This window comes from Brevundimonas aveniformis DSM 17977 (assembly GCF_000428765.1).
Classification (GTDB): Bacteria; Pseudomonadota; Alphaproteobacteria; order Caulobacterales; family Caulobacteraceae; genus Brevundimonas; species Brevundimonas aveniformis.
This window is the reverse complement of the sequence record NZ_AUAO01000002.1, coordinates 116,331-127,704: the sequence shown is the minus strand read 5'-3', so window position 1 is coordinate 127,704 and position 11,374 is coordinate 116,331. Positions and strand designations below refer to the sequence as shown.

Here is an 11,374-nt window from a genome sequence, read left to right as displayed (position 1 = left end):
CGTCCGGGATCGGCGGACCTATCCCCAGGGGCGGAAGTGTTTCGACAGCTTCAGGCCCTGGCGCTGGTAGTGTGAGCCACCCTCGCCATAGAGGCGGACCGGTCGCTCGGTCATCGGCTCATAGACCAGTCGCGCGACGGTCTGACCGTCTTCCAGCAGGAACGGGGCCTCGTGCGAGCGCACCTCCAGCACCGACTTGGCCCCCTTGCCATGGGCCTCATCGACGCCGAAACCGGGGTCAAAGAAACCGGCATAATGCACGCGGAACTCACCCACCGCCGGGTCGATCGGCAGCATTTCGGCGGCCTGATCGACGGGGATCTCCGTCGGTTGCTTGGACACCAGAATGTAGAACTCGCCGGGATCCAGCAGCAGTTCGCCGCGCCGCGCATGGAGCGGCTCCCAGAAGTCGCGCGGATCGTGGCCGTCGACGTGGTCCAGATCGACCACCCCGGCGTGACGCCGACCGCGGAAGCCCGCGATCTCGCCGGTCAGATCAACGCCGACGTCGCGTGTCTCCAGCCGCGGCGGCTCCCCGACCTTGAGCCGCAACTGGTTCAGCCGCGTGCCGGGCCGTACCAGGATCGAAAACGTCTGCGGCACGATCTCCATATAGAGCGGGCCGTCATAGCCCTCGGCCACATCGTCAAAGACCGGTCCGCGATCCGTCAGCAGACGAACAAAGACGTCGACCCGCCCCGTCGAACTCTTGGGATTGGCCCGCGCCTGCACGCCGCGCGGCAGCTTCAGGCGTTCCTGCAGCTCGACGATGTAAACACAGCCCTTCTCCAGCACGACGCCCGACGACGTCAGCTCGATGGGGTGCATCAGCACATCGTCGATCCGCTCACGCACCGTACGCGCGCCGGGCAGGAACGAAGCCCGCACCCGCCACGCCTTGGGTCCAAGTCTCAGATCAAGGCTGGCGGGCTGGACCTGATCGTCATCAAATTTGGTGGCCGAGGTGATCGCGCCGTTGGCGATCAGGGTGTCGATAGCCTGGCACGGCAGAATGCCGGCGGCGGAAAGATCAAATGTCATGAGGCCTGCATAGCCTTGGTAAGGGTCAGGTTCTAGGGACTAGGTTCCAGGGACAGCCAGTCACCACCAGCGCACGCTGCGGGCGCGTCCCTGGGTCCAATCGACATTCAGGTCGATCATTCTTCTGCATACAAACGCATTCGTCATGGCCGGGCGTGTCCCGGCCACCCATCACCGCTGATGCCCGCAGAACGACCGCGGGCGTTCCGACATCAAAACGACTGGATATTCAACAAGCTGATGGATTCCCGGCACAAAGCCGGGAATGACGGATCTTTGAATGTCTATTAGACCTAGAACCGAAAACCTGATCCCGACAACCTACGAGACGCCCTGCTCGGCCAGCCACTCGACAATCTTGGTCTTGGGCATGGCCCCGGCCTTCATGGCGACGATCTCGCCGCCCTTGAACAGCATCAGCGTCGGCACCCCACGCACGCCCATTTTCGTCGGGGTCATCGGGCTGTCGTCAATATCGACCTTGGCCACGGTCAGGGATTCCGAAAGCTCGTCGGAAATCTGTTCCAGGGCCGGGCCGATCTGTTTGCAGGGTCCACACCAGGTGGCCCAGAAATCGACCAGGACCGGCTTGTCGGACTTCAGGACGTCGGCTTCGAAGGTGGCGTCGGTTACAGCGACGGTAGCCATGGGGAGGTCTCCGTGGAGATGATTCTGTCAGAGGATGAATGTGGGTGTCGCCGGGCGCGGCCTCAACCCCCTGCGAGGTCGGTCAGGGCGTTCTCGATCATCTCGTCGGGGATGACGTCCAATCTGGGCCCATCCGTCCACAGCAGGGCCGCCTGAACGGTCCGGTCCGGCCACAGGCCGCGCAGAACCGCGACATAGGCCGCCAACTGGGCGACATAGGCCGGGTCGCTGTCCTCGACACGCGCCGGAGCCGGGCGGTTGGTCTTGAAGTCGCAGACCAGAACCTGATCATCCGTCACCACCAGCCTGTCGAGCCGCCCGGCGATCTTCATGCCCTCCGGCAGACCCGGCCCCCAACCGGCCACAGACGCCTCCGCCCGCGAGCCCGGACCAAAGAGGGTGGCGAAGGCAGGATCGTCCAGCACCACCACCACGGCCATGGCAATCTCGGCGCGCTGTATGCTATCCAGATCCGGCTGACGCGCCAGATAGGCCCGAGCCGCCTCGGTGCGAGCTTCCGGTGGGAGATCCGGCAACAGCTCAAACAGCTTGTGGATCAACTCCCCGCGCCGGAACCGGCCCAGCCCCGCCTCGCGCGCCAGCGGCGACGCTGCGGCAAGACGCGGTCGGCCCGCCAGAGCTGACGGCGAGGCCCAGCCGCGTCGGGCTTCCGGGGACGGGGTTCGGCCCAACCAGGCCGGCGTTCGCACCGTCGCCTCGACCCTGGGCGCGGTCGCCTTCATCGGAGCCGGGGCCTGGCCATATCGCAGGCGATCGCCTTCGAGATGTTCAAGCCGATCGCGAATGATCGGGTTCTCAAAGGCGTCACGAACGGCCCCGTACCAACCCTTCACATTCTCGATCTTGGCGGTCGAGCCGATCCGCCCACACACGATCAGCCGGTCGCGCGCCCGCGTCAGGGCCACATAGAGCAGCCGCAGCGCCTCATCCTCCTCGCGCGCCTCGCGCAGGGATCGCGCCGCCGCCGAGGCATCACAGTCCTGCGACTTGGACCCGGCCCACAGGAAGCCGCCGTCCTCGGTTTCCAGCAACGGTGTGCCGCGCGCGCTGCGGTTGGTCGTTTCCGGCAGGAACAGCACCGGCGCTTCCAGCCCCTTGGCCCCATGGACGGTCATCACCCGAACCTCGCCCTTGGGCGCATCCATTTCGCGCTTGATGACAATGTCAGACCGGCCAAGCAGATCGATCACGCTTTGCAGATCGCCGCCGCCGCGCCCCTCGGCCGCCAGCACCTCGGCCAGGAAGGCATCGATCACATCCGATGCCTCGCCCCCCAGGCGCGTCGCCGCCCGCGCCCGCATCGACCGGCCCTGGGCATCCGTCGTCGCCAGGAAGCGGGCGAACACCTCATAGGGTGCCCGGCGCTGGTTGTCGGCCTTGAGCGCCTCCAGCCGGTCGACGGCCGCGCGCCAGGCCGGGCGCTCGTCAGCCCGCGACTTCAGCCGGGTCCACAGGCTGCGGTGCCTGCGATCATGGGCCAGGTCGAAAATGTCATCGTCGCCCAGATCGAAGAAGGGCGACTTCAGCAACGCCGCCAGCATCAGATCCTCTTCCGGGAAGACCAGAACCCGGGCGATGGCCATCAGGTCGTCGAACAGAATGTGCTCGCTGAGGCTCAACCGGTCGGCCCCCGCCACAGGAAGACCGGCGCGCTTGAGCGCACGCAGAATATCCTCGAACAGCGCCTTGCGTCGGCGGACGAGGATGAGGAAATCGCCGGCTTCCGCCGGTCGCCACGTCCGCTCATCCTTGTCGTAAACGGCCTCGCCACGCGCGATCATGCCCTTGATCTCGTCGGCAATCGCGGCGGCCAGGACGCGGTTGGCGGCGCTTTCGGTTTCCTCATCGACCGGTGCATCCCAGGCCCGGCCCGTCTCCGATCCTGGGTCCCGGATCAGCGGCCACAGCTCCACCGTGCCGGAATCAGCAGGACGGATGGGATAGTGGGTGACAACGTCCTGCCCTTCTGGAGCCGGCACCCCACGTCGCGCCTCCGGCGACGCAAACACCACATCGACAAAGCTCAAAACCTCGGGGGCCGAGCGCCAGGAATGCTCCAGGGCCGGTGACTTGAACTGAAGGCCCGCGTCCTCAGCCTTCTGACGATAGCGCCGGTTTTCTTCCAGAACCCGACCGGCATCGGCCCCCTGGAACGAATAGATCGACTGTTTGACATCGCCGACCACGAACAGGCTGCGTGCCAGCGAAAGATCGCGCGCCTCTGCCGCCCCAGCCCCGGCGAAGAACGGTTCGGTCAGCCGTTCAACCAGTGTCCACTGTTCAGGCGCGGTGTCCTGGGCCTCGTCGACCAGCACATGGTCGATGCCGCCGTCCAGCTTGTAGAGCACCCAGGCGGCATCGGGCTTTTCCGCCACCAGCTTCAGAGCCAGGTCGATCAGATCGGCGAAATCGAGCGCCGAACGGACCGCCTTGCGATGGGCATAGGCCCCCACATAGGCCTGGGCCAGGTGCATGACCGCCAGGGTGTCGCGTGCCACCGTCTCAGCCCGCAGCCGCTCACGCCAGCGTTCCAGTCGCGCCTGTTCCTCAAGCATGAAGTCATGGATTGTGGGCTGCGGCTTGAAGGCCGTGCCCTTGACCACCCAGTCCGCCGGCGTGCCCTCACCGCCCGCCGTGAAAAGCACCTTGCAAAGCGCCAGCACCGGCGGCGGTCCATTCAGGCTCAAGGCCTCGGCGATGAGGCCCGCGTTCTTGACGTCCGTCTTGCCGCCCGCCGCCAGCAAATCCTTCGCGGCCCGCCACCGTTCAGGATCAAAGTCCTTCGCCGCCTCAGCCTCGATCGCATCGGCGGTCGTCTCGCCGTCAAATTCGCAGGCGTCCCACACCGCCCCGCCCAGATCGTGCCCGACCCGCTCGACATAGTCGGCCAGGGCGAACCGCTGGCTCTCGATTTCGTCGAACATCTTGTCGAAGTCCTGGTGCGACAGGGCGATCGACAGCCGCGCATAGGCGTCCTGTACCTCGGGGCTGTCGCCGCTCAGCGCCAGCCGCGCCACATCGGCCCGGGCGTCGGCCACGATCAGCGAGGCCTCGACATCGTCCATCACCTGAAAGCGTGGCGACACGTCGGCCTCGACCGGGAACCGTCGCAGTAGTTGCTCGCAGAAGGCGTGGATGGTCTGGATCTTCAGCCCGCCGGGTGTCTCCAGCGCCTGGGCAAACAGGCGTCGGGCGCGCGACAGGTCGATGCCATCGGGGGCTGTGCCAACCAACTCGGTCAGCGTCTCGGCCAGCTTGTCATCGCGGGCCACCGACCAGGCCCCCAGCACCTTGAACAGCCGTCGTTGCATCTCGGCCGCAGCGGCCTTGGTGTAGGTGATGCACAGGATCTGCGCTGGCGCTGCGCCGGCCAGCAACAGCCGCGCCACCCGGTCGATCAGGGTCTTGGTCTTGCCCGACCCGGCATTGGCCGTGACAAAGACGTTCAGCCTCGGATCGGCGGCGATACGTTGGGCATCCTGGGCTTCGATCATTCGCCGCCCCCGTCATCTGCCGAGTTCCATTCGAAGACCCGCGCCAGATGGTCATACTCGCTGGCGTACTTGATAAACTTGGGGGCCAGCCGCGAACGATAGGGCTCGGTATCGTTCTCGTAGGCGGTGAGGAGCTCGATCACCCCGGCCCAGGCGGCCTCCGAGGCGTCGGCCGGACCCATCTCCTTGGTCGCCTCCTGCACCTCGATCGGAGGCTCGCGCCCCGACACGCGCACATAGGTCAGCCCTTGCGGCTCCAGCGCCCGGCCACCGAAAGCGCCGCGCGCGGCCAGGGCCCCGGTCAGGGTCAACTGAGGTGCAAAACCCGCCTCGACCTCCTTGGCGGTCGGCGGTGCGCCGGTCTTGAAATCCAGAATGTGGATGCCGCCGTCGAGGATTTCCACACGGTCGGCGCGGGCCGAGATCATGTGTCTGCGGGCCCCGATCTGGAGCGGCTGTTCTCCGCGCTGCTCGACTTCGACGCGGCGGCCGTCCTGACGCCGTTCGGCCTCGAAGGAGATCACCTCCGCCGCCGTCTGGCGTGCCAGGGCGGCTTCGCGCGCCAGACCCGCCTCGTCCATGCCACCGGCCCGCAGGGCATCCAGATAGAGCCCCTCGAAGGTTTCGGCGTCCGCCGTCTCGCCGCGATTTAGCTTTTCGGAAAAGTCCTCGAATGCCGCATGGATGGCCGATCCCCGCAGACGCGCATCCACGGCCTCGTTCGGCGGCGACAGCACATCCAGCCGGGCGACCTTGCGCGCCCAGATGACATAGGGATCGCGTGTCAGCCGCTCGATGTCCGTCACCGGCCAATAGAGCGGTCGGCTTGCCAGAGGCGGCGACGGCATCGGCCGCGACGCCGGGCTGAAAGCACCGGCTTCATCCAGCGCACGCGCCCAGGCCAGAACCTCGGGGCGGGTCGGCAGACCTTCGGGAATCTCGGCCCCCTTCACCAGGGTTTCCAGTCGCCAGAGCCAGCGCGACGGCACCGCCGGCTGGCCGTCGCGCCGTTCGGACTGGATCAGATAGACCTCCGGTGCCGACGCCGCCTGGGCGAAGTCATGCGCCGCCAGCCCCAGCCGCTGTTCCGGCGAGGCCAGGCCCAGCTTCTGCCGCATCGGCCGCGACAGGAACGGGTCCGCCGAGGCCCCGCGCGGCCAGACACCTTCCTCCAGTCCAGCGAGGATCATGCGATCCGCCCGCACCAGCCGCGCCTCGATGGCCCCCAGAATGCGAAGGCGCGGATGCGATGCCCGATCCGCCCGCACGGTCTGATCCTGCGCCAGGGCCTCGATCAGATCCGCAAAGGCCGCCGCACTGAGCTCCGGCAGGGCGCTTCCATGTTCGATCAACCCGGCCATGAGCCTCGCCGCCGCCTCGCCCTCCGGCCCGGTCCAAGCGCGCGCACCCGCCAGCGCCTCGATACGTTCGACCAGACCTGTCGCAAGAACATCCGCTGTCCCGTCGGGGGCTTCGCCGGGGAAGATGTCCGCCAGCCGCGTGGCCAGATCCTCAGCTGCATCCAGCCGGGCCAACCGCCAGGGGGGCCGGGCCTTGCCGCGATCATCGCGCCCCCGCGCCGCCAGGATGCGGGCCTGGACGTCGTCCCACGAGCGCGGTGCCGGTCCACGGAAGGCCGCATCCTCCAACCCACGAACGGCGCGGGGGTGCGCACGCACATCCGCATGTTTGATCAGGGCGAGGATCAGAATCGGGTTCAGCGGTTCCGCCATCAGGCGCGCGACAAGGCCCAGAAGTCGACCCTGGTGGCTACGCGACAGCGGGGCTCCGGCAGAATCATCAACGGCCAGTCCCCAGCGGGCCAAACGGGCCTCGACCCGTCGCGCCAGCGCCTGATCCGGCGTCACCAGGGCACAGGTCTTGTCCGGCGGTTCCAGCACCTCACGCATCAGGACGGCACAGACGGCGGCGGCCTCTTCCTCGTTCGCTGCGTTGACGACGGTGAGGCCCTTCAGACCTTCACGGACAGGATCGGTCGCCTGCCCCTTTCGCAGCTGATCCAGCACATTGAGCCAGTCCGAGGTTGCCTCGGCGGGTCGCAGGGCTTCATTGATCACCCGACGCCGCGCCCGACCCCGCGTCGCCCCCTCGCCCCCCGCCGACACCGGCCAGGTCCGAACCTCTTTCCGATCCAGACCATTGGCTTGCAGGAGCGCCTTGATAGCACCTTGCGCGTGCGCCTCGCCGACCTCGGCCCAGGCACTGTCGGCCAGTCCTTCATCGAGGCCGGGCAGAACCACGCACCCCTGCGGTGCGCGCGCGATCACCCCGAGCAGACGCGCCACCGGCCCGTCCGCTTCATTCGATCCAGCGGCGATGACCGGATGATGTGGTGGCCGGGCCTCCCACTGATCGGTCAAGCGGTCGAGGATTTCGGCGCGACGAACGGCGGCGTCCAGGACCCCCAACGCCTCCAGACGGCGCGGCCACTCCACAAGGGTGTGTTTCAGCAAGCCCGCCGCCTCGGCCCAATGCAGGGCCTGATCTGCGGGAACCAGTCCGTCCAGTTCGTCCGGCCGCATCTCTGAGCGTGTTGCCAACCCATCCAGAAAGCCGGCCAGGGCATCCGCCATATCCAGCGCCCCGCGCGCGTCCAGCGGCTCATCGCGCGCCTCGGCGTGGGCGGCGGCAACCCGTGCCAGCTCGAAGCGTCGCCGCATCGGATCGACGGCGGGCCGCAGGCTGACGGCGATGTCGGCGGCCTCGAACGGTGGCTCGCCGGTTTCCAGATCGCCCAGCGCCAGAATGCGCGGCAGCAGCACCGCCGAGCGCCCATTGGCCATCTTCAGGAAGGCCTCGGCCAGATCGCGCGCGCCGCGTCGGTTCGGCAACAGGATCACCGCCTCGGCCAAGCCGTCCGGGTCCGCGCCATATTCGGCGATCAGTCCTGCCGCCAGGTCTTCCAGAAACGGCCGATGCGCCGGAATGGAATACCAACCCTGCATCGCCTAGCCCCTCAGCCGGGCTTCTGACGCCTTGACCGCCTCAGGATCGCCGACGTGCATCCAGTCGCCATCCATGACTGTCGCGAACAGCCGGCCTTCATCCGCCAGCCGTCGCCAGATGGGCGACAGTGAAAACGGCCCGTCCGGCCCGTCATCGACCACCTGTGGCCGGGTGATGTGCACGCCCATATAGGCCAGCGGGGCCGTCGGGGCGTCGCCCCGAAACCGGAACCGCCCGTCGTCATCGACGAAGCCGTCGCCCTTGCCGGGCCAGCCGATCGCGCCCTCGGGTTGGGCCAGCAAGAGGGCCACATCCATCGCTTGCGGGTTCCACAGGCGGGCCAGGTCGCCCAGCGCATCGCCCCGGTCGATCCAGACGCTGTCGATGTTGGCGACCCAGACCGGATCGTCTCCGAGCAACGCCCGCGCCTTCTTCAAGCCCCCACCGGTTTCGAGCAGTTCGGCCCGCTCGTCCGAAATCACGATCTCCAGATCATCACGCGCCGCTAGGTGGCTCTCCAGCCGGTCGGCGAACCAGTGGACATTGACCACCGCCCGCATGACGCCGGCCGCAACCAGCCGATCGAGCACATGGTCAATCAGAGCCCGCCCGCCGACCTCCACCAGGGCCTTGGGGCGGTCGTCCGTGAGGGGACGCATCCGGGTACCCAGCCCTGCGGCCAGCACCATGGCGGTGGCGGGTCTAGCGGTCACGTTCGAGTCTCTTGCGGCACATGGCGGTCAAGCCAAGCGGCCACCTGCGCCAGTTCTGGACGTTTCAGGTTTTGTTCCAGATGTCGCCACATGCGCGGCATGAAGGCCCGGTATCTGGGCTTGCCGTCCCGTGCGACCAGCCGGGCGAAGATGCCCAGAATGCGCGCCTCATTCAGCGCCGCCAGCGCCGCATAGTCGACCATGAAGGCCTCGCGGTTGATGTCAGGTCGCAGCTCGAAATAGCGGTTCAGCGCCTGCGCCTCGATCTCGGCCGGCACGTCTCGCCGTGCATCCTGCAATAGCGAATGCAGGTCCCAGCTTGGGTGGGCCAGCACCGCGTCCTGGAAATCAATCATGCCGACCCGCGCCGCGCCGGTTCGACCCGGCAGCCAGATCAGGTTCTCGGCATGATAATCCCGGTGCGCCAGGACGCTCGCCCCCGCCGCGCCGCGCGCCACATGCGGGGCCCAGACCGCCGCCCATTCGGCCCGCGCGGCTTCATCGAAGTTGAGGCTCGGGACCAGTTTCGGCATCCAGTCGACGAAAAGGTCCGCCCCGCCCTGAAGTGCCGTCGCATCATAGTCGAGCAACGGCCAGCTCAGGCCATGCCCGTCCAGCGAAGCGGGCGGCGTTTCTTCGTGCAGCCGTGCCAGCGCCTCAATCGCCCCCAGATACAGGGGCGTCTCATCCTGCCCGGCCCCGATCACGCGGGCGAACAGGCCGTCGCCGAAGTCTTCCAGCACCGCCAGGCCGCGCGGCGCGTCGAGCGCCAGAATGTCCGGCGCGGACAGGCCCAGGCTGCGAAGATAGGCGGCGACCCCTGCGAAGGCTTCAATCCGGCCCGCCGACAGGCGCGCCGTGGCGTTCCAGCCGGCCGCCAGCCGTTGCTCGGGCGTCATGCCCGGCCGGCAGATCACGCTTTCGGCCGCCGGGGCCTGATCCATCAGCATCAACGACACGCCGCCGGGCGTCATCAGTCGCTCGTAGCGCCGCGTCGAGGCATCGCCAGGCAAGGGGTGGCGCTCTGCATCGGCCAGGCCGGCAGCCTTCAGAAACTCGAGCCGTTCGGCCTCACGATCAGAACTCAAGCGCGCGTCCTTTCCAGGCACCATGGGGCGTCAAACGGGCGATACGGCCTTCGCCCGCGTGGGACAACTCTACCTCGAGCCGATCCGGGGCCAACCGCGCCCATTCAGGACCGCTGATCCGCACGGGCCATTCGACCAGAGCCGCGCCGTGATCCAGCGCCTCTTCCAGACCGATCTCCAGCGCCTCACCCTGACCTTCCAGCCGATAGAGGTCGAAGTGGGCGATCGCCGGCTGCGTCTCGTAGAACTGAACCAGGGTGAAGGTTGGTGAGGGAACCTCCTCCTCCGCTCCCGCCAGGGCCTGAATCAGACCGCGCGCCAGGACTGATTTTCCCGCCCCTAGCGGCCCACTCAGCAGAAGGGCCTCGCCCGGCTCGATCACCGCTGACAGCGCCGCCCCGAGGGCCGCCGTCAACCCCGCGTCCGCCAGGTCAATCTCAACCGTCCCGTCCAGGATCACGCGAAGATCGCGTCCGGCTGATTGGCCAGTATGCGCTCGACATAGGCCTTGAGTGCATAGGTGGCCCTGGTAGCATCAATATCGAGCCGCTCAGGCGAAATGGTCGGCCCGACCGTCAGCTGGAACTTGCGGCCCCGCTTGTTCAGCATTTCGTGGAACAGCGTGACGTCTCTCAGCTCCTCCGAGAACCGGTCAAAGGTGTGGAACATCGTCGACTGCGGCCCCGACACATGGATCGGCACCACCGGAGCCTCGTATTTGCGCGCCAGCGAGGCCGCCGTCGCCGCCCAGGGCGGATCGGTCAGTTGGCCATTCTGCCGGCGGGCCAGCCGCCCGGCCGGGAACATGACGACGCACCGTTCGGCCTCAAAGGCATCGCGCGCCGCCTGGAGCGTCGCCCGCGTCTTCTCACGGGTCCGCTTGGTTTCGACCCATTCGACCGGGATCACCACCTCGTCCAGGCGGGGCGACACCCTCAAGGCGTCAGCATTGGCAAAATAGATGGCGTCGTCCCGTACCCGCTTGATGGCATCCTGCACGGCCAGACCGTCGGCAATGCCGGTGGGATGGTTACAGACGACCACGCACCGCCCGGTCTTGGGGATTCGATCCAGAAAGAAGGCCGCGACCTGCAGGTCGAGCAGCCCCGACACATAGTCCAGCGCCTCAGCCCCTGACATCGGCCCGATGGCGTCGGCCATCCGGCGGGCCTTGGCATAGTCCAGCATGGCATAGAGTGCCGGCCGCACCACCGGCCAGACAAACGATCCCGTCAGCCGGGGAGCCCGTTCTGCGATCAGGACATCGACAATGTGCGGTGCGGGGGCGGTGACAGTCATGCAGCAGGGATGATCGTCCGCGTCGGCTTTTGGAGCAAGCGGGGATGCAACAGGGCCGTCACGGTGCTAGCAGTCTCGCCTCAGTTATTTGCGGAAGCTACCC

At 67.3% G+C, this 11,374-nt stretch carries 8 protein-coding genes; all 8 read right to left on the bottom strand.

What is annotated here, in order from left to right:
• Positions 1-18: 18 nt before the first annotated feature.
• The 8 genes from G391_RS0105875 to G391_RS0105840 all read right to left on the bottom strand — a co-directional run bounded on the left by G391_RS0105875 (position 19) and on the right by G391_RS0105840 (position 11,271).
• The gene (locus tag G391_RS0105875) at positions 19-1,041 is read right to left on the bottom strand and encodes a 2'-deoxycytidine 5'-triphosphate deaminase (RefSeq protein ID WP_029086705.1); all 1,023 of its coding nucleotides are present in this window, start codon (positions 1,039-1,041) and stop codon (positions 19-21) included.
• Positions 1,042-1,362: 321 nt separating this feature from the next.
• Entirely contained in the window at positions 1,363-1,689 is a 327-nt protein-coding gene (gene trxA, locus G391_RS0105870) for a thioredoxin (protein WP_029086704.1), read from the bottom strand.
• A 62-nt stretch (positions 1,690-1,751) separates the two neighbouring features.
• The gene (gene addA / locus G391_RS0105865) at positions 1,752-5,204 is read right to left on the bottom strand and encodes a double-strand break repair helicase AddA (protein ID WP_029086703.1); all 3,453 of its coding nucleotides are present in this window, start codon (positions 5,202-5,204) and stop codon (positions 1,752-1,754) included.
• Entirely contained in the window at positions 5,201-8,170 is a 2,970-nt protein-coding gene (addB, locus tag G391_RS0105860) for a double-strand break repair protein AddB (protein WP_029086702.1), read from the bottom strand. Before addB ends, addA begins: the two co-directional genes overlap by 4 nt.
• Before the next feature lie 3 nt (positions 8,171-8,173).
• On the bottom strand, positions 8,174-8,860 hold the full coding sequence (murU, locus tag G391_RS0105855; RefSeq protein ID WP_035303917.1) for an N-acetylmuramate alpha-1-phosphate uridylyltransferase MurU: 687 nt from the start codon (positions 8,858-8,860) through the stop codon (positions 8,174-8,176).
• Positions 8,861-8,880: 20 nt separating this feature from the next.
• Positions 8,881-9,996 (bottom strand): N-acetylmuramate/N-acetylglucosamine kinase AmgK, encoded by a 1,116-nt coding sequence (amgK, locus tag G391_RS0105850; protein ID WP_035303915.1) that lies wholly within the window; start codon positions 9,994-9,996, stop codon positions 8,881-8,883.
• Positions 9,962-10,432 carry a tRNA (adenosine(37)-N6)-threonylcarbamoyltransferase complex ATPase subunit type 1 TsaE gene (gene tsaE / locus G391_RS0105845; protein WP_425393384.1) on the bottom strand — a complete coding sequence of 157 codons (471 nt, stop codon included), beginning with the start codon at positions 10,430-10,432 and terminating at the stop codon, positions 9,962-9,964. The genes amgK and tsaE overlap by 35 nt, the downstream gene beginning before the upstream one ends.
• Complete coding sequence (locus tag G391_RS0105840) at positions 10,429-11,271, bottom strand: 1-acyl-sn-glycerol-3-phosphate acyltransferase (protein ID WP_029086698.1); 843 nt, start codon at positions 11,269-11,271, stop codon at positions 10,429-10,431. Before G391_RS0105840 ends, tsaE begins: the two co-directional genes overlap by 4 nt.
• Between the last annotated feature and the right edge of the window lie 103 nt (positions 11,272-11,374).

Coding starts and splice junctions, on each gene's coding strand:
- G391_RS0105875 (WP_029086705.1), bottom strand. CDS start 1,041: ATGACATTTGATCTTTCCGCCGCCGGCATTCTGCCGTGCCAGGCTATC.
- G391_RS0105840 (WP_029086698.1), bottom strand. CDS start 11,271: ATGACTGTCACCGCCCCCGCACCGCACATTGTCGATGTCCTGATCGCA.
- trxA (WP_029086704.1), bottom strand. CDS start 1,689: ATGGCTACCGTCGCTGTAACCGACGCCACCTTCGAAGCCGACGTCCTG.
- addA (WP_029086703.1), bottom strand. CDS start 5,204: ATGATCGAAGCCCAGGATGCCCAACGTATCGCCGCCGATCCGAGGCTG.
- murU (WP_035303917.1), bottom strand. CDS start 8,860: ATGGTGCTGGCCGCAGGGCTGGGTACCCGGATGCGTCCCCTCACGGAC.
- addB (WP_029086702.1), bottom strand. CDS start 8,170: ATGCAGGGTTGGTATTCCATTCCGGCGCATCGGCCGTTTCTGGAAGAC.
- amgK (WP_035303915.1), bottom strand. CDS start 9,996: ATGGTGCCTGGAAAGGACGCGCGCTTGAGTTCTGATCGTGAGGCCGAA.